The sequence below is a fragment of the Halopseudomonas maritima genome, assembly GCF_021545785.1.
Lineage (GTDB): Bacteria > Pseudomonadota > Gammaproteobacteria > Pseudomonadales > Pseudomonadaceae > Halopseudomonas > Halopseudomonas maritima.
This window is the reverse complement of record NZ_CP079801.1, coordinates 971,705-990,483: the sequence shown is the minus strand read 5'-3', so window position 1 is coordinate 990,483 and position 18,779 is coordinate 971,705. Positions and strand designations below refer to the sequence as shown.

Genomic DNA, 18,779 nt, shown 5'->3' with positions numbered 1-18,779 from the left:
CACCAAGAGGCTACTCATGCAGATTAAACTGGCCAACCCGCGCGGCTTCTGCGCTGGTGTCGACCGCGCCATTGAGATCGTCAACCGCGCGCTCGAAGTGTTCGGCCCGCCGATCTATGTGCGTCACGAAGTAGTGCATAACAAGTTCGTGGTGGAAGACCTGCGCAACCGTGGCGCCGTGTTTGTCGAGGAGATCGACCAGGTGCCGGATGACGTCATTGTCATCTTCAGTGCGCATGGCGTATCTCAGGCGGTGCGGCAGCAGGCAGAAGACCGTGGACTCAAGGTGTTTGATGCAACCTGCCCGCTGGTCACCAAGGTGCACATGGAGGTAACCCGCTACAGCCGTGATGGCCGCGAGTGCATCCTGATCGGTCATGCCGGTCACCCGGAGGTGGAAGGCACCATGGGGCAGTACGACGCTAGCAACGGTGGCGCCATCTACCTGGTTGAGGATGAGTACGATGTGGCGCGCTTGTCGGTACGCGACCCCCAGCGCCTGGCCTTTGTTACCCAGACAACGCTGTCGATGGACGACACCGCCAAGGTGATCGACGCCTTGCGTACGCGTTTCCCAGCCATTGACGGGCCGCGCAAAGACGATATTTGCTATGCCACGCAGAACCGCCAGGATGCGGTCAAGCAGCTTGCCGCCGAGTGCGATGTGGTGTTGGTGGTAGGCAGCCCCAACAGCTCCAACTCCAACCGCCTGCGCGAGCTGTCCGAGCGTATGGGCACGCCGGCCTATCTGATTGACGGTGCCAGTGAAATCCAGCCTGGCTGGTTAGAATCTGTCGGCAAGATTGGCGTGACTGCCGGGGCGTCTGCGCCGGATGTGCTGGTTCGTCAGGTGATTGAGCATCTGCACGCCCAGGGCGCGACCGGGGCAGAAGAGTTGGCCGGCAAGGAAGAAAACATCGTGTTCAGCGTGCCGAAAGAGCTGCGGATTGTTGATCTGAGCTAACCCTCGGGACGCGACTTGTCGCGTCCGCATCGTCATATCGGCTACGGCAACCTCCACAATCCTCGTATCGCAGCGATGCCCTGTGCGCCTGAGTCATGCGCCGTTGCCAGGTCTTGCGGGGTAAGCCCGCCCAGCAGATAGACCGGCAAACGGCAGTTGCTGAGCATAGCCTGGGCCCGCTCCCAACCCAGGGGGGGGGCGTGCGAATGTGATGCCGTAGGCAGCAGGGGCGATAGTACGGCAAAATCTACCCCAAGCCTCTCGGCCATTTGCAGCTCCTCGTCATCATGGCAGGACGCGCTCAGCCAGCGCTCCGTGGATAGCGGGCGTGGCGGCTCCGGCTGATCAGCCAGTGCGCGAAGCTGCTTTGACGTGAGGTGCCATCCGGCGCCGGGGTGTGGAGGAGGCTGATCGCCCTTGAGCATAAAGGTGGCTTTTGCGCCGAAGCGCTGCAGCACCTGCTTGCACAGGGCCTCATAGTCTTGGGTGCGGAGCTGGGTTTGGCGCAACTGAATCAGGCTGATACCGGCGTCGATGGCGTGCTCAATACCCTGCAGCAACTGCGCTGCAGTGCAATCGGGTGTGACCAGGTAGCGCTGGGGCAGTCTGGCTGCAGCCACGATAGGCTGGTTGGCCGCCGGGAACGCATAGCTTGGCAGTTGTTGTTCGGTCACCCATTGAACCGGCTGGCCCTCTGCGCCGTGCGCTGTGCCTGTGAACTCGGATACTTCCCAGACATCCAGCCTGATGTGTTTGTCCGGGTAATTGTGCTGCAGGTCAATTAGTGGGCGGGCCTGCTGCACGTTGATACCCAGCTCTTCACGCAGCTCGCGTTGCAGAGCCTCCAGCCGGCTCTCGCCTGGCTCAAGCTTGCCGCCCGGAAACTCCCAGAGCCCGCCCTGGTGAGCGTCGTCAGGTCTTTTGGCAATCAGAATACGGCGTTCGGTGTCACGTATCACCGCTGCCATGACATGAATGCGGCGCATGGTTATTGTTCCGGCAGGTCGTCAGAGAACAGGTCCTGCTCTTCATTCTCACCACCAGGGATGACGTGCTCTTCGGCAGCCCAGGCTCCCAGGTCGATCAGCCGGCAGCGCTCGCTGCAGAACGGGCGCTGGGGAAATTGTTCGTTCCAGGACACCGGTGCCTGGCAGGTGGGGCAGTTGACGGTCAGCGTCATCAGGAGCGCTCCAGTAATTCCATATAGCGGGTGTGCAACGCGTCAACCTGGGCGTGCAGCGCGGCAAGGTCGCTGTTGTTAGTCAGAACGTCGTCAGCGTGGCGTAGGCGCTCCTCACGCTGCGCCTGGGCCTGCATGATGGCGCGTACCTGCGCTTCGGGTACGGCATCGCGCTGTACGGTGCGCGCCAGCTGCATGGCCTCCGGCACGTCGACGACGATTATCCGGCTGGTCAGGCTGTTTTGTCCCGACTCAACCAGTAAGGGGGAAACCAGCAATGCGTATGGGGAAGTCGCAGAGCGCAGATCGGTGATGATCTCGTCGCGGATCAGTGGGTGTAGCAATTGCTCCAGCCATTGACGCTGCTCCGGGGCGGCGAAGACTGTTTCACGCAGGGCCGCCCGGTTAAGTGTTCCGTCGCCGAGCAGCATGGCGTCGCCAAAGCGGTCGACGATGTGCGCCAGCGCCGGACGACCCGGCTCAACGACAACGCGTGACTTCTGGTCAGCATCCACGACATGAATGCCGTGGGCGGCGGCAAAGCGGTTGGCGGCAGCGGTTTTGCCGCTGCCAATGCCGCCGGTTAGGCCAATGATCATCCGGTGTTCCTTCGTTAAGGGCGCCGGTCTTCAAGGGCCTTGGAGGGGCAAATCAGAAGCCGGCGAAACGCAAATAATGGCTGGTGATTGTCTCACCCCAGATCAGCGCGATCCAGCCGGCGATGGCCAGGTACGGGCCAAAGGGCAGGGGAGTGCTGTTGTTAGCACCGCGCGCCTTGAGAATGATCAGGCCCAGAATGGCGCCGACCAGAGAAGATAGCAGGATGGTCAGCGGCAGCACCTGCCAGCCACCCCAGGCGCCCAGCATGGCCAGCAGCTTGAAGTCGCCGTAGCCCATGCCTTCCTTACCGGTAATCAGCTTGAACAGCCAGTACACCGACCAGAGACTCAGGTAGCCTGCGACTGCACCCCAAAGGGCTGTGTTGAGGTCGGTGTAAACGCCAAAGCTGTTGAGGATCAGGCCCAGCCACAGCAAAGGCAGGACGATGATGTCCGGCAGCAGCTGGGTGTCGGCGTCAATCATGCTTAGGCAGATCAGCGCCCAAGTGAGCACCAGCATACCCGCGGCTGCCAGACCAAAGCCCATTTGCCAGGCAACCAGCATGGAAAGCCCTGCAGTGAGCAATTCAATCGCCGGGTAGCGCAGGCTGATCGGTTCTTCGCAGTTGCCGCAGCGGCCGCGCAGCAGGAGGTAGCTGATGACCGGTATGTTCTGCCAGGCCTTGATCTCGGTCTTGCACTTGGGGCAATGCGAGTGTGGCAGGATCAGGTTGTAGGTTGCTGGCGGTGCGTGCTCGCGGTCCGGCTCAAGAATCTCCCGCGCCTGCTGCTGCCATTCAATCTCAAGCATGCGCGGCACGCGCAGAATAACCACGTTGAGAAAGCTGCCAATGACCAGGCCCAGGAGGCCGGCGAGCAAAATAAAGGCCAGCGGTGTGCTGGCCAAATATGAGCTGAACTGCATGTGCTTAGACGACGTTACCGAGCTGGAAGATGGGGAGGTACATGGCGATGATCAGACCGCCAACCAGGACACCGAGTACACACATGATTAGAGGTTCAAGCAGTGTGGTTAGGTTGTCTACCTTGTTATCCACCTCAGCTTCGTAGTAGTCCGCGACCTTTTCCAGCATGCCATCAAGGTTGCCGGACTCCTCACCAATCCCTGCCATTTGGGTGGCGAGGGAGGGGAATACATTGGTCGCGCGCATTGAAAAGTTCAGCTGGGAGCCTGCGGAAACATCTTCCTTGATCTTCATCACGGCGTTGTAGAACACAACGTTTCCCGCGGCGCCTGCCACCGAATCGAGCGCATCCACCAAAGGTACGCCTGCTGCAAAAGTAGTGGAAAGTGTCCGTGCATAGCGGGCCACGGCTGCCTGATAAACGATCTCTCCGACTACCGGGGCTTTGAGCAGAGAGCGATCTTCAAAGTCGCGAAAAGCCTTGGACCGCCGGTGTGCTTGGCTGTAGGCGTACCCTGCCGCAATGATCAAAACCAAGGCAATAAACCACCAGGCTTGTAACCATTCAGATAAACCGATTACGAATAGGGTAAATGCTGGCAGTTCTGCACCGAAATTCGCGAATACTTCTTGGAAGCTGGGGACGACTTTGAGGAGCATGATCGCTGTTACGATCACGGCCACTACGATTACCGCAATCGGATAGGTCATCGCCTTTTTGATTTTTGCCTTGAGTGCTTCGGTTTTCTCTTTATATGTGGCGATTCTGTCAAGCAAAGCTTCCAATCTACCGGACTGCTCGCCTGACTCAACGAGATTGCAGAATAGGTCGTCAAAGTACCTGGGGTGCTGGCGCAGTGAGTCGGCCAAAGTGTTACCGGCCGCCACATCTGTCTTGATCTCTGTAACGAGCTTCGCCACGTTGGGGTTGTCAGCGCCTTCCGCAATAATCTCAAACGCTTGAATGATGGGTACGCCGGACTCCATCATGGTGGCAAGCTGCCGGGTAAAGAAAGCGATGTCCAGGGGCTTGATCGGCTTCGCGCGTTTGCCAAACAGTGTTGATTTGCGGCTGACTCTTGTGACCAGGATCCCCTGCTTGCGTAGCTGGTTTTTCACTAGCGCGGCATTAGAGCCCTGGATCTCGCCTGACATCTTTGTGCCTTTGCGGTCTTTGCCCTCCCATTTGAAGGGGTACAGCTTTTCTTCCTTGGCCTTTTTGGCGGCGGCAGGGTTCTTTTTGAGTGCTGCTTGTTGCGCCATGACTTAATCCTTGGTCACTCGGTTTACTTCCGCCAGGCTGGTCACTCCTTCCTGAACCTTCAGGAGTGCCGACTGACGCAAGTTTCTGAAGCCCTCGCTCTGGGCGACGTCAGAAATCTGAATAGAGTTGCCGTCTTCCATGATGATGCGCTGCATTGCAGGGGTGATCTTGACGACCTCATAGATACCAACACGTCCTTTATAACCGTCTTTGCAATTTTCGCAACCCACGGGGCCATAAATTGTAATGCCCGCATCAATTTTTTCGGCAGAAAAGCCCTCTTCTAGCAGCGTTTCTCGAGGCACCTCCATCTTGGTTTTGCAGGTCTTGCATAGCCTGCGAGCCAATCGTTGCGCGATGATGAGGTTGACCGATGTTGCGATGTTGAAGGAGGGGACGCCCATGTTGCGTAAGCGGGTTAGCGTCTCAGCAGCGCTATTAGTGTGCAAGGTTGACATGACCATGTGGCCTGTCTGTGCGGCTTTAATCGCAATCTCGGCGGTTTCCAAGTCTCGAATCTCGCCCACCATGATGATGTCTGGGTCCTGGCGCAGGAAGGCGCGCAGTGCTTGGGCGAAATCCAGTCCCTGCTTGGGGTTGACGTTGACTTGGTTGATGCCTTCGAGGTTAATCTCGACGGGATCCTCTGCAGTGGAGATGTTGCGTTCATCGGTGTTTAGTATATTCAGACCGGTGTACAGGGAGACGGTCTTGCCAGAGCCCGTTGGGCCTGTCACCAGAATCATGCCTTGAGGGCGGGCAAGAGCTGCCAAGTACATCTCTTTCTGATCGTCTTCGTAGCCCAAAGCGTCAATGCCCATCTTGGCGCTGTCAGAGTCGAGTATCCGCAGCACCACTTTCTCACCCCAAAGCGTTGGCAGGGTGTTCACCCGGAAGTCGATGGCTTTGTTTTTTGATATTTTTAGCTTGATCCGCCCATCTTGAGGCTTGCGGCGCTCGGCAAGGTCCATTGACGACATTACTTTCAGGCGCGCAGCAATGCGCACGCCAAGTTGCTGAGGGGGCTTGGCAACCTCATGCAAGACCCCGTCAGTGCGAAAGCGCACCCGGTACGCTTTCTCATATGGCTCGAAGTGCAGGTCTGATGACCCCATGCGGACTGCGTCGAGCAGCATTTTATTAACAAAGCGCACTATGGGGGCATCGTCGGCCTCTGAACCACCATCGGGCTTGTCGTCGTCTTTGACTGCCTGAACGTCCAGATCGTCCAGCTCTGCGTCGGCAATGTCTCCCAGGCCGCCGGTAGGGCTATCCAGATATTTTTCGATCGCGCCGTGTAGCTTATCGTCTTCCACGATCACGGCATCTGTCATTAAGCCGGTGTTGAATTGAATATCGCTAAGCGCCTGCTGGTTAGTGGGGTCCGAGATGGCAAGGTACAGCCGTGACCCCCTTTTGAACAACGGCATGACATTGTGCTGCCGAACTAGCTTTTCGCTGACTAGCTCCTTGGGCTGAGCTTCCTTGTCCAGTGCTGTCAAGTCGAAAAAGGGATAGCCGAACTCGTCCGCGCACACCATGGCCAGTGATTTGGAGTTCGCTAGATTTCGTTGCACCAAGTGGGTGATAAAGGGGATTTTGTCTTGAGCCGCTTGCTGTGAAGCCTTGGAGGCGACCTCGGCGGTTAGAATGCCTTCATGCACGATGCGACGAGCTAGCCCGGACAGAGCAGGTGTTTCCATGTGACTAACGTTCTCGGATTTCTGAATGCGTTTGTTTTGCTGACTATAGTACAGGCTGCTTATGGATTGAACCGATTGCATCAGTATTCTCGTGCGCCGATGCGAATGTGACGAAAAATGTCACTTATGTGCGAGTTTGCGCAGCCACTCTGAGTTTTGGGGCTTGTGGATGACCTGTATTACTTGCAGTTGCCAGTTTCTTTTTTTTGGCTTGATGCTTGCATGCTTACTGTCAGCCAAAAGGCTACATCACATTAATGGAGTTAATTATGAAAGCTCAAAAGGGTTTTACCTTGATCGAACTGATGATCGTGGTTGCGATCATCGGGATTCTGGCTGCTATTGCTTTGCCGGCATACCAGGATTACACCAATCGTGCTAAAGCTTCAGAGATCGTTCTGGCTGCCAGCTCGGCGCGTACCTGCGTGACCGAAATCGTGCAGTCCAACGGCTTTGGTAACCAGCTGGGCACTTGCGACAGCGATTTTGTGGGCACTCAGTACGCGACGAACCTGCAGGTCGCTAACACTGGCGTAATCACTATTGAGAGCCAAACTGGTGAGTTTGAAGAGACTATCACCGTCACTCTGACTCCCTCCGGCACAACTCGCAACAACATCGCTGCCTGGATTTGCTCTGGTACGCCCACCAAGTGGATGCCGGGCTCTTGCCGTGGCTGATCGCTCTTAGGGTCAAAAACCCCGGCTGTTTGCCGGGGTTTTTGTTTATGCACTTGGTAGGGGATTTTCAACGCGTGAGCAAGCTTGTTCGGCTTTCAGTGGTAGCTCTCTGTGCTTTTTTGTTGATGTTGATCTATTGGCCTGGCACCAGCGGGGCCCTCTATTACGATGACTACTCGAACCTGGAAGGTTTGTCTGGCATCGTTGACTGGGCTAGTTTGCAAGCATTTGTTTTTGGTGGGCACGCGGGGCCGCTGGGACGGCCCGTGGCGCTACTGAGTTTTGTACCGTTCGCGTCGGACTGGCCGCAAAATAGTCAGGGCGTACTCACCTTCAATGTTGTTATTCATTGTTTGAACTTTACATTGCTCGTTGCTCTTGGAAGAGAGTTGCTGTCGGTGACTGGCAGCGTTGAACGGCGTTTGCGCTTTCGTATCGCGCTGGCAGCTGCGCTGATGTGGGCGGTGCTACCAATTTTGGCGTCAACGTCACTTATCGCTATCCAGCGTATGACGGGTATGGCAACACTCTTTGGTCTGCTGGGTCTGTGGGGATTCCTATGTGCTTACAGGTTAGTGGATAAGCGGCCGGTTGTTGGAACAGTCGTACAGCTTGCGCTGCTAGGTCTCGGTACATGCGCGGCTGTATTCACCAAAGAGAGCGGGGCTCTGATCCCGGTTTTTGCACTGCTGATAGACTGCTTCGTAGTTAGACCCCTAGCAATTCGCGGCGGTTTGAATTTGTTTAGACGCGTGACGCTCTCACTTCCGCTTGTCTTCATGCTTTTTTATATATCGCCAGTTCGTTTTGACTGGCTTGCGATCAACGAGTATCGAGGCTTTTCTCCTCTTGACAGGGTCATGACTGAGTGGGTGATCATGTGGGAGTACCTGTATCGTGGTTTTCTCCCGCAAGCACCAACTGCTTACGGGCCTTTTCATGACTATTACGGAATAAGGACGTTCGGTCCTACTGTGCTCTGGGCAGGGCTGTGCTGGCTTGCAGTAATCATTCTTGCTTTTGTGCTGCGTAAGCGGTATGTGTTTTTTTCTCTTGCAGTTTTTTGGTTCTTGGCAGGCCACCTAATTGAGTCGACTAGCCTGATGCTAGAGCTCTACTTTGAGCATAGGAACTACGTTGCTCTTTATGGTGTTTGCATGCTTCTTTCGGTACTTGCTTTTACCGCACGTGGGAAGCTGGCTCGCGTAGCCCCCTTACTCTTAGTGGCCTATATCTTGACCTTGGCAACTGTGCTATTGGCAATTACTTTCCTTTGGGGGGACCCCCAGAAGGCCGCAGATAGCTGGAATAAGCGTCATCCAGGTTCAGCTAGAGCTGCGTTGCACGCTGTCTTCCTTGAGCAGAGTCGGGATGACTTAGCTGTGTTGCAAGAAAAAAATAACAGTTACCTGTCTGCGGAGCGAATGAAATTCGCCCTACAGGTTCTGGACAGGACGAAAGCTGCTTGCCCCGATTGTCTTGATATTCGTCTACAGGGAGTCATGTACTCCTGCTTAGTCTCAAGTGCGCGCGATAGCGCTGATCGTTTAATAGAGGCTACGTCGGTGGCGGGATTTGGCAGAATCAATGTGACCGTAGTGGATCAACTTTTTAATTTGCATGCCTTAATTGGAGCCAGCAAATGTGCGGGTGTTGATCGTAGTGATTTGCTGCGCTTGATTAGCGTTGTGGAAAAAAGTGCAAAAATGAATGTGAGCGTGTATGGCGCGAAAATTCTGTTCGTTAAAGCAATGGTTGCGCAGGAATTAAATAATATTGATATGGTTTGGTCATCTTTGTCTGAAGCGGAAAGAATTGCGCCAGACGCGGTCCCTGTTTTGCAGTACCAAGTGTATTTCGCTCTGGAGCAGGGCGACGTTGTGAGGGCTGAGCAAGCTTTGGCAAGGCGTGAAGAGAATGACAGGCTTGCTGCGGTAATGCCGCCTGAGGCGATGTCTGCGATGAAGAAGGCTGTAGCGGAGGCTAGGGAATGAAAATTAGTGTTATTCTGCCAGCAAAAGACGAGTCGGCAACAGTCGGGGTCGTGGTCAGAGAAATCATCGCTCTATATCCGGGATATGAAGTGATCGTGGTTAATGATGGTTCCACTGACAATACAGCATTGATTGCCCAAGAGGCTGGTGCTGTTGTGGTGGATCACCCTTACAGTAAAGGAAATGGGGCCGCTATTAAGTCCGGAGCAAGGGTGGCATCAGGTGATCTGTTGGTTTTTATGGATGCTGACGGCCAGCATGCGGCGGAGGATATCCAGCCCCTAATCCAACAAGTAAACGAAGGGTACGACTTGGTAGTTGGCGCGCGGCAGCGAGGATCGCAAGCTAGCATAGGTAGAGGCTTAGCGAACGCGTTCTACAATGCGTTGGCCACCTACATGACGGGTCGCAAAGTGGAGGACCTGACATCCGGATTTAGAGTCGTAAAGGCTGATAAGTTTCGGGAGTTTATTTACCTGCTTCCGAACGGGTTTTCCTATCCAACTACATCAACAATGGCTTTTTTTAGGGCGGGCTATTCTGTTGCTTATCGTCCTATACATGCTGCGAAGCGTGTAGGGAAAAGTCATATTAAACCCCTGCGCGACGGTCTGCGATTTTTGCTTATTATTTTTAAAGTTGGAACGTTATATTCGCCGTTAAAACTGTTTGCACCCATTGCGGCTTTGGCTTTTTTACTGGCTTCAGCCTGGTATGCTTACACCTTGGGTGTCTATGGACGCTTCACAAATATGAGTGCGCTCTTGTACACGGGAAGTGTCATGGTCTTTCTCATGGGTTTGATCTCTGAGCAGATTACGGCGCTTATGTATAAGTCAGACTAAGTGCTTGGAGAGAAAATGCCGAGCGTTGAGATTGTAATTCCGGTTAAGAATCCAGGTCCTGTGTTTCGCAGCGTGATTCGTTCTTGGCTGGAGCAGCGCGTTGATGGGCGGTACAGCTTTAGTGTTTGTATTGTTGATGATGGCTCGGTGCGCCCTGAAGACGTAAACCTCGTGGCGCCGGGTATTGCCAGCAGGGCGGGTTTGCGAGTCATCCGCCACGAAGCGTCTTTAGGGCGAGGTCCAGCGGTGAACGCAGGTGCATTTAGCAGCGAGGCTGACTTTCTGGTGGTTCTTGATGCAGACTGCAGAGCGCACTCTGTCGACACGCTATCCTGCTTGCTTGCTCATTTGGGTGGGCAAGAGTCGCTGCTATGCGGGAAATTGCTGTCGGAAGGCTATGGGTTTTGGAGTCGCTATTTTAATAATGTGGTTTCAGAACGAGAGGCAAAATTTAAAAAAGGCGATACGCTCGCGTTCTCTACTCAGTTCTGCCTTATTTCGCGGAGCGCGTACCTAAGCTCGGGGGGGTTTGATGCTGCGTATTCAAGATATGGATTTGAGGATCGGGATTGGATTATTCGTTTAATTGGTCAAGGTCTGGGAGTAAGGTATGTGCCTGACTCGGTAGTGTATCATGATGACGATGTTTGCCTAGGGCGAGTATGCACGAAAATGTTTGAGGCGGGGAGGTATACCTCAGGGGTTTTTAAACGTCGCCATTCACGGCAATATGACACTCTGATATACAGTCAGGTAGATGCAGCAGCCGTGAGCGCTGCAAAGGCTACCGCTCTCGATTTTCTATCTTTTTTCAGGCGCTACCTGCTCCTTTTTTCAGAGTGGTTAATTGCAAGTCCTTCTCCATTCGTTGTAAAGCGCTTTTCAGTAAAATTCATCTCTGGTCTGTACTACTTTGCAGGGACGCGTGCTCGTGAACGAGATGCCGCGCAGTCGTAACCGGTCCATGCAGGACTTGATGCCAGTATTGAAGCCCTTATTGAGCATGTCGCTTCGCGCTCTTACTCTTGTGTCGCGATTCTTCCTGCTGTTTATTTTGGCGACGGTCCTGTCACCTAACGATTTTGGATTTTTTGGTCTGTTTTCCGCGCTAGTTGTGTTTCTCCAGTACGTGGCGGGAGGGGAGTTTTATGTTTACTCTGCTCGTACTGCGTTGTCTGATTCTAAAGTGCGCGCTGCTGATGTGTTGATGTCGCATGCTGCTTTTTTGTCAGCAACGTGCATGCTGGTTATGGTGCCCTATTTGTTTTTTGTGTTTTTTTATGCTGAAAGCAACTGGGCTAGCGTGGGTTATTTTTTTCTGCCGATTTTTTTATTTGAATTAATCGGTCAGGAGTGTGGGCGTTTGCTCGTTGCATTGGGGCGTCCGTTCGGCGCTGGAGTTGTGAGTTTCTGTCGCTCAGGAATTTGGCCTGCCGCTATGGGCTTTTGGGTTTTGATGTATCCCAATAGCATTGATTTAGACGTGCTTATGTGGGGGTGGCTTATTGGCTCACTCTCTGGAGTGGTTGCTGCTGTCTTTCTCGTTAGCGATTTTTTTGAAAGGGGCAGGACGTGGTTTTTTCTGGGGCGGCGCTGGTTGGTGAGTGGGTTTGGCGTTTGCTTACCTTACTGGGCCTCTTCACTTGCCTTAAAGGTTACCGGCTCGCTCGATCGCTTTTGGTTTGAGAGTTTAGCGGGGGGAGATGTGTTGGCTGCCTTCGTTCTGTATGCGGGTATTGCTGGTGCTGTCGGGTCTTTTCTTGATGCAGGTGTGTTTAGCTATCTTTACCCACGGATGGTTAGGTATTGGCAGCAGGATAAACCTCGCGAATTTATGGCTGTAACAAAAAAAATGCTGCTGGTGTCAGTCTTGGTCTCTGCTTTTTGCATGCTCGCTGTTTTGCTTGTTTTCCCTTGCGCAAGCTGGTTTATAAAAGAAGATGTGTATTTTGAGCATATAGAGATTCTTGCCTTTCTCTTGCTATCCCAAGTCTTTTTTGCTGTCTCGATGGTTGCGCACTTCTCATTGTATTCTCAGCGAGCCGATAAGGTATTATTACTGTGTCACCTGGCTATGCTGCCGGTGTTCGCTGTTGTTGTTTACGGCGTCTCATTTTTTTCCCCGTTGTACGCAGTGCCACTGGGTGTTTGTGGGGCTTTTTTATTCCTTATGGCAATAAAGTGGTATTTCTATTTTGGCTTGACGCCGCTCAGCTTTCGTATTTTTTAACCGGGAGTTTGCTCTGTGGATAAGGGTTTTGATTTGGTGGTCTGCAAATTTTCTTCTTGGTTTCATCTGGTGAGTATTTTGTCTTACCTAGAAGGCTTGAATACCAGGCCGGCTACAGTTGTTTTCTTTCAAGACTCTTTTATGGGTAGGCGTGCCCCTGTAGACGAAAGTGTTCTCGTGAATTGTGCTGATAACGTATTTTTTTTTACATCGTTTAAAGAGCTTGATGGTTTTTTTTGCGCGGAAGTTGGGCTTGATAAAGCGTCGGCTACAAGGATAGCACTCGTCACTCCTAGTAAAAGGCCCTACCGTTTTTATAGGCTTTTAAAAAAGTACTCGTCCAATGTTAGCTTTACTTTGACTGAGGAGGGGCTCGGCTCTTATGGTGGCATTTTGCAAGATGTAAGGGCTTGCGTTAGAGAGGACCTTGGCGGGTCTCTAATGCCGCTTGCGGTCAAGTACATGGTCGCTAGCATTCTTATTGTAGGGCTGGATTTATATTTTTCTCTGGGTAAAAGGAGGGGGGAGGTTTTTTTTCTATTTGATCGTGCCTTGGTTATCAATGAAGACGTTAAATCTCGGTATCTGAAGATCATTCAAAGGTTGGTGCCGGAAAATTATATTTTTTTACGCGGGCAGTCATTTGTGTTGGTGTTGACGCCGCCGGTTGTCGAACTAGGTGTGTTGTCTAAAGATGAGTTTCTTATTTGCTTGAGCGAACTCAGGGATAGCTGCCAGATGGATGGCGAGTTTGTCATTAAGCCGCACCCTGTCGAGGAGTTTGAAAAGTACTCGGGGTTGTCAGTATTGCCTGCAGGTATTCCGGCAGAGTGGGTTTTGACTCGCTGCTCTGACCAGATTAGTGGTGTTGTTACTCCGAGCTCTACCTCCGCTTATTTGGCGAAGGCTTTGTTTGGCAGAGAGGTGGTTCGTTTCGCCGGCTTTGATCCCCTCTATAATACGCTGTCGCGGCGCCAGCAACGTTTAGTCTCTTCGGGTAGACTTTGGCAGTAACTCTAGTACTTCGGCAATCTTCGCGCCAAAAAAAAGCCATTCGAATTCTTTTGCAAACCTTTGGCATGAAGATTGCCAGTCACGCTGCCCTTCAAGCACACGTTTTATTTCGGCAGCTAATGCTGGATAGCTCTGCTCGGTGATAAGGTATCCCGATTGGGCGTCTAGTACAGCATCAACAATGCCTCCTGTAGCAAAGGCAACTGTGGGTGTCCCGTGAGCTGCCGCTTCAATAGCTACCATGCCGAATCCTTCCGGGTCGCCGTGGATTTGACGTACGGGAAACACATGCACGGTTGCTGCTTCGTACGCCGTGGCTAGCTCGGTTTTATCTGTTATCACCCCTAAAAATTTAAGGTGGCTCTCAACACCTGCAGCCTTCGCTGCGACCAAAATACTCTCTTGGCTTTGTATGCCAGCGCCTAAGGAGTGTTTAGGCGCCTCCCCGACGATAACTAAAACTGCATCAGGTTCTGCCGCGATAATTGCTGGAAGGCTCAGCGAAACAAATTCTCGCAGACCTTTCCGAGTTGTCAGTCGCCCCACCGACAACATAATCTTTTTTCCTTCAAGACCATGTTTCCGCTTGAACGAAAGTATTTGATCTTGAGGTTGTTCTGCTTGTGGTAGTGTTGTTCCAGGAAAAACAGTGCTGATCTTTTCATCTGGGACAGCTGCCGATAAGGTAAGGTGACGAGTTGGCGTGCTGTTGACTATGACGCGGTCTAGCTTTTTAAATGTTGGGCGCCACACTCTACGGTAGATACTGTTCGCAACCGCGACATCAAAGCCATGCAGGTAAGCTGCTGACTTTGCACTCCCCAGCGCGCCGAGCAGCCACGCCGCTGGTGCCGTCAGGCCACTGCCTGCCAAAATCGTATCCGGCTTCCAAGTGATGGTTTGCCATAGCCCCTGAATAAAAGCCATTGTCAAGAAAAGCGGCAAGGGCTTTAAGGGTATCTGCGTTAGCTTCACGTTAGGGGGTTTTTGGCCGGCGGCGCCTTGGGGGCCAATTATGTGTACTTCGGCATATTTAGACAGCTCGTCCGCCATGTGCCAGTTTAATCGTTCCATGCCCCCCACCAAGGGAGGCAGGTTACGGGTTATGATTAAGACTCGTTGACGAGATGTTTTACGCATCAACAACATTCTTCCCCTGCATTCGTCCTCGTGTATCGACAATGAGCTTTGCCGGGTCGACCAGCGCCGCATAATCAAACCCATCGTGATCAGTCGCGAGCACCAGGCAGTCGTAACTGGCGATGTTCCGGGCTGTCAGTTCCACGGACTGAAGATCGAAGTGATAGTCCCGCTTCTGCGGAAAACTGGGGACATGCGGATCTGAATAGGCAACCAGGGCGCCCTTGTCCTGTAGCAGTGACATGATCTCGACGGCGGGCGACTCGCGGGTGTCGTCAATGTTCTTTTTATAGGCCAGCCCCAGTACCAGAATGCGGCTACCCTTGACTGCCTTGCCGTGGTCGTTGAGTGCGTCGGCAACCTTCTGCACCACCCAGTGGGGCATGTAGTGGTTGATTTCACCGGCCAGCTCGATAAAGCGCGTATTCACGCCGTACTCCTTGGCTTTCCAGGTGAGATAGAAGGGGTCGATGGGGATACAGTGGCCGCCGAGGCCGGGGCCTGGGCTATAGGGGACAAAGCCGAAGGGTTTGGTCGCTGCCGCCTGAATGACTTCATGGATATTGATGCCCATGCGGTCGGCAACGATCTTCATCTCGTTGACCAACCCTATGTTGACGGCGCGGTGAATGTTCTCGAGCAGCTTGGTCATCTCTGCCACGCGTGGGCTGCTGACTGGCACCATTGTTTCGATGGCGTGGGCGTACAGAGCTTCGCCGAGTTGCAGGCAGCGTGCTGTTGCGCCACCGATAACCTTGGGGATCTGCGCGGTGCTGTATTGCGCATTGCCCGGGTCTTCGCGCTCAGGCGAGTAGACGAGTGCACAGTTGTCGCCCGGTGTGAAGCCGGCGCGCTGCAGGCGCGGCGCCATAACCTCCTCGGTTGTGCCGGGCCAGGTGGTGCTTTCAAGGCTCATCAACTGACCAGGCCGCAGGTGCGGCAGGATGCTGTCGACGGTTCTCTCGACAAAGCTGAGATCAGGCTGGTGATGGCTGTCGAGTGGCGTGGGCACGCAGATGATCTGTGCGTCTACCTCGGTGCTGCGCGCAAAGTCGCAGGTTGCCTCGAAGCCGGCCTCGCGGATACGCGTGATGGTGTCGGGCTCGATGCGTTCGATGTAGCTGAGGTTGCGGTTTAGCTTGTCTACCTTGACCGGGTCGACATCAAAGCCGATCACCTTGATACCCACGTCGGCAAAACGGATGGCCAGTGGCAGGCCAACGTAGCCCAGACCGTAAATGCCAACGACGCAGCTCCCGTCGCGAATACGCTGCGCGAGGGTGTCCAAAGGGGCGTTGGCGGCTGTTGGTTGGAGCATTGAGCAGGCGATCCTTGAGTCTCGTTATAGGCGCAAGAATCATTGCAAATGGCAGCACTACTAGCAAGGCGCGGGTATCAGTATTGGGCGCTTGCTTACGCTTTTGGCAGATGTCCGTATAGCACGGTTTCACCCCTCTCCCACAACCGCCACTCCCCAGCCTCATACGCCTGCCACTGCTCATTACTGGTCAGCGGTTCTGTTGCGATCACTGTGACCACATCGTTGCGGGTGGTGTGCTGCTGAAAATCGATTTCCAGGTCAATGTCGCTGAGCACGGCGGGGCCGAAGGGGGCGCGGCGGGTGATCCAGTGGAGTTTGCTGGTACACAGGGTGAACAGCCAGTCGCCGTTGCTCAACATCAGGTTGCATACCCCCAACTCCCGCAACGGGGCGCAGCATTGGCTGAGGGTGTCGGCGATCTCGGCGAGGCTTGGGGGCTTGTCGTAGCGGCGGGCGAGGTTGTTCAGCAGATGGCAGAAGATCGCTTCGCTGTCGGTGTCGCCGACCGCTGTGTAGGGTCCGGTGTCTGGGTGGAAGCCGCTCAGTTGGCCATTGTGGGCGAACGCCCAGTACTGGCCCCAGAGTTCGCGGGCGAACGGGTGGGTGTTCGCCAGGCTGACGCCACCGACATTGGCCTGGCGGATATGGCAGATGACGTTTTCCGACTTGATCGGATACTGCTCGATCAGTTTGGCAATTGCCGAGCTGTGGCAAGGGTTGGGGTCATGAAAGCAGCGTACGCCTCGGCCTTCGTAGAACGCGACGCCCCACCCGTCACGGTGCGGCCCGATGCCGCCGCCGCGGCGCATCAGGCCGGCAAAGCTGAAACAGATGTCGGTGGGGACGTTGGCGCTCATGCCAAGTAGTTCGCACATGTGGGCTCCGGACACTAAAGGGCTGGAGTAATTGTACGTGCTGCGGGCTGATCTGTATTGCGGTGAGGGTAGGCATAGGGGAGGGGCGGGTGCACTTTGCAGGTGCATTGCTGCGGCACTTGGCTGAGCCCCTGTGAATGTCTGAACCATTTCATTCTTGCTTGGAAGTGTCTGGGCCGCTCCTTTCAACAGTCCTGAAATACTGAGTGTTGATCTGCTTAAGGTGCTGTGACTCAATGGTCACAAAATTGCATTATCTTGTTTTGGATCAAATCAGGGCTTTTATCTTTTTTATGCATAATAAGAGTCGCTTTCCCTGTCTGCATCGGATGCGCAGTTTCGTCTGGTGCTCGATTCCGTTGTGCGCTTCGGTGGCCTGAACCGCTGCGCCTACACCCAACCGGTATTGAGGACGTTGAGCATGAAACAACTGACCCCCATGGACTCCCACTTCTTCTACTTTGAGGCGCCAAACCAGCCGATGATGATCGGCAGTCTGTGGTTGTGTGATCAGAGCAGCGCCCCCGGCGGGCTGGTGCGACATAAGGAAATTCTGCAGTACATATCCGATCGCTTGAACACCACCTCCTATTTTCGTCGTCGCCTGGAGCAGGCGCCGTTCCAGCTGGATGACCCTTACTGGCTGGATGACGAGAGCTTTGACCTGGAATATCACGTCAGACATGTCGGTTTGCCGCAGCCGGGAGACTGGCGTCAACTGTGCATCTTTACCGCCCGTACTATGTCGCGCAGTGTGGATATGGAGCGTGCGCCCTGGGAGATTTACATCATCGAGGGGGTGAACAACGTGCCGGGCATTCCGCCCAACAGTTTTGCGGTGCTGATTCGCTTTCATCACGCCTATGTCGACGGCAAAGCCAGTCTGGAGCTGACTACCGCGATGATGGAAGAAACGGCTGAGCACGAGTATGGCCGCCGCGACCGGGTGGAGGTCGCCGAGCGTGCGCCGACCCGGCTGGAAATGTGGGCGCGCACTACGCCGCGCATGATGGGGCAGACCTTCCGCAGCCTGCGTGCCGGCTGGGTTGCCGGGCGCAAGAGTCTGGATCTGGTGCGCCGGCTGCGCGACGAGGCGCAACCGGAGCAACGCCGCGTGCCGCGCACCCTGTTCAACGCGCATATTTCGCCGCATCGCTCCTACGGCGCCTTGACCTGGAATATCCCCGAGCTCAAACGCATGCGCCAGCTTTGCCAGGGGGCGACGTTGAACGATGTGGTGATTGCCATCATTGGCGGCGGTATGCGGCGCTATTTGACTCACCACAACCAGCTGCCGGCGAACGAGTCGCTGGTATCGATGTGTCCGGTTTCGGTGCGGCCGACTGAGGCAATGAAGGATTGCGGCAACCTGATCTCCGCCATGTTCATCGGTATCGGCACCGACATTGGCGACGCGACAGACCGCCTGGCCGCTGTCCGTCGGCGGACGGCGCGTGGCGTGCCGTTGGCCAAAGACGTGCTCTGTGATCTGAATAATGCGGTGGGCGACATGATTCCGCCCTACATCCGCGCGCTCGGTGCCTGGGTGCAGAACAAGGCTCGTCTGGCGGGCGTCGTGCCGCTGGTAAACACGTTGATTACCAACGTGCCGGGCATTCCCGGCCTGCAGCCACGCTATTTTGCCGGCGCCAAGATCGTCAATGTGTTCCCTATTGCCCCGGTGTGCGATGGCATGGGCATCAGCCATTGCCTGACGGGTATCTACGATGATCTCAATCTCGGCGTGCTGGCTGATCGAAAAATGCTGCCTGACATGGACCAGTATATTGCCTGCATGGAGGCATCGACGGCGGAATACCGCGCGCTGCTGGCCGAGCTTGAGCGGCAGGCCACCCCGGTATCCGAGCCGGTTTTGCTGGAAGCGCGACAGGTCCCGGCTGACGCGGTCAACGCCGAGCCAGAGAAGGCGCGGCAAGGCACGCGTCGTCGCAAGGGCGGCAGCCGCTCCACCGAAGAGCGCTCGGCAGTCGCCAGCTCAAAGCCGGCGGGCGTGGCCTGAATCTGAACAATCGTACTGTAGCGG

At 54.7% G+C, this 18,779-nt stretch carries 17 protein-coding genes; 8 read left to right on the top strand and 9 right to left on the bottom strand.

Features of this window, described 5'->3' with window-relative positions:
* The first annotated feature begins 16 nt into the window (after window positions 1-16).
* The gene (gene ispH, locus HV822_RS04585) at window positions 17-964 is read left to right on the top strand and encodes a 4-hydroxy-3-methylbut-2-enyl diphosphate reductase (protein ID WP_238872587.1); all 948 of its coding nucleotides are present in this window, start codon (window positions 17-19) and stop codon (window positions 962-964) included.
* A 41-nt stretch (window positions 965-1,005) separates the two neighbouring features.
* On the opposite strand, the gene HV822_RS04580 is transcribed toward ispH, so the two are convergent.
* From HV822_RS04580 to pilB, 6 genes are read right to left on the bottom strand one after another with little or no spacing between them, the layout of a single operon-like run.
* A complete protein-coding gene (locus tag HV822_RS04580; protein WP_238872586.1) occupies window positions 1,006-1,950 on the bottom strand; it encodes a Nudix family hydrolase in 945 nt (314 codons plus the stop codon).
* Between the two features lie 2 nt (window positions 1,951-1,952).
* Window positions 1,953-2,144 carry a DNA gyrase inhibitor YacG gene (gene yacG / locus HV822_RS04575; protein WP_238872585.1) on the bottom strand — a complete coding sequence of 64 codons (192 nt, stop codon included), beginning with the start codon at window positions 2,142-2,144 and terminating at the stop codon, window positions 1,953-1,955.
* Entirely contained in the window at window positions 2,144-2,743 is a 600-nt protein-coding gene (gene coaE, locus HV822_RS04570) for a dephospho-CoA kinase (RefSeq protein ID WP_238872584.1), read from the bottom strand. The genes yacG and coaE overlap by 1 nt, the downstream gene beginning before the upstream one ends.
* 52 nt (window positions 2,744-2,795) lie before the next feature.
* Window positions 2,796-3,668: a prepilin peptidase gene (locus HV822_RS04565; protein ID WP_238872583.1), complete on the bottom strand. Its 873-nt coding sequence runs from the start codon at window positions 3,666-3,668 to the stop codon at window positions 2,796-2,798.
* A gap of 4 nt (window positions 3,669-3,672) precedes the next feature.
* Window positions 3,673-4,932 (bottom strand): type II secretion system F family protein, encoded by a 1,260-nt coding sequence (locus HV822_RS04560; RefSeq protein WP_238872582.1) that lies wholly within the window; start codon window positions 4,930-4,932, stop codon window positions 3,673-3,675.
* 3 nt (window positions 4,933-4,935) lie between these two features.
* The gene (pilB, locus tag HV822_RS04555) at window positions 4,936-6,636 is read right to left on the bottom strand and encodes a type IV-A pilus assembly ATPase PilB (RefSeq protein WP_238873536.1); all 1,701 of its coding nucleotides are present in this window, start codon (window positions 6,634-6,636) and stop codon (window positions 4,936-4,938) included.
* 269 nt (window positions 6,637-6,905) lie between these two features.
* Between pilB and HV822_RS18150 the strand changes: the two genes are divergently transcribed.
* The 6 genes from HV822_RS18150 (at window position 6,906) to HV822_RS04520 (ending at window position 13,399) form a co-directional block, all read left to right on the top strand.
* Window positions 6,906-7,316 carry a pilin gene (locus HV822_RS18150; protein WP_275419408.1) on the top strand — a complete coding sequence of 137 codons (411 nt, stop codon included), beginning with the start codon at window positions 6,906-6,908 and terminating at the stop codon, window positions 7,314-7,316.
* A 74-nt stretch (window positions 7,317-7,390) separates the two neighbouring features.
* On the top strand, window positions 7,391-9,310 hold the full coding sequence (locus tag HV822_RS04540; protein WP_238872581.1) for a hypothetical protein: 1,920 nt from the start codon (window positions 7,391-7,393) through the stop codon (window positions 9,308-9,310).
* A complete protein-coding gene (locus HV822_RS04535; RefSeq protein ID WP_238872580.1) occupies window positions 9,307-10,155 on the top strand; it encodes a glycosyltransferase family 2 protein in 849 nt (282 codons plus the stop codon). The genes HV822_RS04540 and HV822_RS04535 overlap by 4 nt, the downstream gene beginning before the upstream one ends.
* A 15-nt stretch (window positions 10,156-10,170) precedes the next feature.
* Window positions 10,171-11,112: a glycosyltransferase family 2 protein gene (locus tag HV822_RS04530; protein WP_238872579.1), complete on the top strand. Its 942-nt coding sequence runs from the start codon at window positions 10,171-10,173 to the stop codon at window positions 11,110-11,112.
* On the top strand, window positions 11,087-12,385 hold the full coding sequence (locus HV822_RS04525) for a lipopolysaccharide biosynthesis protein (protein ID WP_238872578.1): 1,299 nt from the start codon (window positions 11,087-11,089) through the stop codon (window positions 12,383-12,385). The genes HV822_RS04530 and HV822_RS04525 overlap by 26 nt, the downstream gene beginning before the upstream one ends.
* Window positions 12,386-12,400: 15 nt before the next feature.
* Window positions 12,401-13,399, top strand: coding sequence for an alpha-2,8-polysialyltransferase family protein (locus tag HV822_RS04520; RefSeq protein ID WP_238872577.1), 999 nt, complete (start codon window positions 12,401-12,403; stop codon window positions 13,397-13,399).
* On the opposite strand, the gene HV822_RS04515 is transcribed toward HV822_RS04520, so the two are convergent.
* The 3 genes from HV822_RS04515 to HV822_RS04505 form a co-directional block, all read right to left on the bottom strand.
* Window positions 13,370-14,473, bottom strand: coding sequence for a glycosyltransferase family 4 protein (locus HV822_RS04515; protein ID WP_238872576.1), 1,104 nt, complete (start codon window positions 14,471-14,473; stop codon window positions 13,370-13,372). The genes HV822_RS04520 and HV822_RS04515 overlap by 30 nt on opposite strands.
* A 58-nt stretch (window positions 14,474-14,531) precedes the next feature.
* Entirely contained in the window at window positions 14,532-15,857 is a 1,326-nt protein-coding gene (locus tag HV822_RS04510; protein ID WP_238872575.1) for a nucleotide sugar dehydrogenase, read from the bottom strand.
* Between the two features lie 95 nt (window positions 15,858-15,952).
* Entirely contained in the window at window positions 15,953-16,735 is a 783-nt protein-coding gene (locus tag HV822_RS04505; RefSeq protein WP_238872574.1) for a class II glutamine amidotransferase, read from the bottom strand.
* A gap of 421 nt (window positions 16,736-17,156) precedes the next feature.
* On the opposite strand from HV822_RS04505, the gene HV822_RS04500 reads away from it, so the two are divergent.
* Window positions 17,157-18,755, top strand: a complete 1,599-nt coding sequence (locus HV822_RS04500; protein WP_238872573.1) for a wax ester/triacylglycerol synthase family O-acyltransferase — start codon at window positions 17,157-17,159, stop codon at window positions 18,753-18,755.
* Window positions 18,756-18,779 lie beyond the last annotated feature (24 nt).